The following is a 1,070-nucleotide window of genomic DNA, read 5'->3' as shown; positions in this document are numbered from 1 at the left end:
CGGTATATATCAAGCTGTTTGTGACAGCTGGGTGGTTTGTTTGTTGTTGATCCCGGCGACCGGAGGGGCTCCCGGCGCGGTGGGTTTGTGGCGGTATCGGTGTGGGTTGCGGGCGTGGCAGGCATCGAGTGTTGCTTGCCGCTGCCTGCGGGCCTGCTCGGTGCGTCCGTGGTGGACGGTGTCGGGTGTGTAGTAGTTCAGTCCGCTGTGGCGGTGGTTGGCGTTGTAGTCCGCGAAGAAGGCTGACATGTATCCGCGGGCGTGCTGCAGGTCCTGGAACCGTCCGGGGAACTCGAGGTCGTACTTCACGGTCTTGAACAGCGATTCCGAGTACGGGTTGTCATCGGAGACCCGGGGCCGGGAGTAGGACAAGGTGATGCCCAGGGCCCGGGCGAGATCCAAAGTGCTCCCGGCCCGCATCGGAGCCCCGTTATCGGCGTGAAGCACGCCCGGGGGCTGCCTGTTGCCATCCACGGCGTCCCGGATCAGCGCCGAGGCAAAGGCTGCGGTTTCGGTGTATTCCACGCGGTGCCCGACGACCTTGCGGGAGAAGACGTCCAGGATGGTGTAGAGCCGGTAGGTGTGTTTGCCGGGACCGTGGAGCATCGTGATGTCCCAGCTCCAGAGCTGGTTCGGGGCGGTGGCTTCCAGGACGGGTGTGGCCCGTTTGGGGCCCGTGCCGCCGCGTTGTGGCCGGCGGTCTCCGTTCTGTCCGTGTGCCGCCACGATCCGGTGGGCCGCGGCGATCGAGAAGAAGCAGTGCCCGGCGTCGAGCATCCGGTAGTAGGCCTGGGTGACCGATAGGTTGCCGTATTCCTCGGAGTTGAGCAGTCCCATGAACTCCTCGGCTTCGGCCGCGGTGATCCGGTTCGGGTAGGCCCGCTCGGCCTGCGGCACGGTGATCCCGGCCCGGGCGGCAGGGTTCAGGTGCCGGTACCAGGTGTTGCGGTGCAAGCCCACCAAGGCGCAGGCCTTCACCGCCGACCAGCCGGCCGCCATCAGCTTCCCGGCAAAGCTCAGGACGATGTCTTTCCAGGTTTTGGCATCAACCACTCCGGGCGTCCGGGCTC

General features: G+C 66.0%; 1 protein-coding gene. It reads right to left on the bottom strand.

Annotated features, from left to right (window positions below):
* Positions 1-9: 9 nt before the first annotated feature.
* The coding region (locus NFJ07_RS25540) for an IS3 family transposase (RefSeq protein WP_269998900.1) at positions 10-1,070 on the bottom strand (1,061 nt) is incomplete at its 5' end.

Source organism: Arthrobacter sp. B2a2-09 (assembly GCF_027587375.1).
GTDB lineage: Bacteria > Actinomycetota > Actinomycetes > Actinomycetales > Micrococcaceae > Arthrobacter.
Note: the sequence above shows the minus strand (reverse complement) of the source record. Positions and strands in the feature narration are given on the sequence as shown.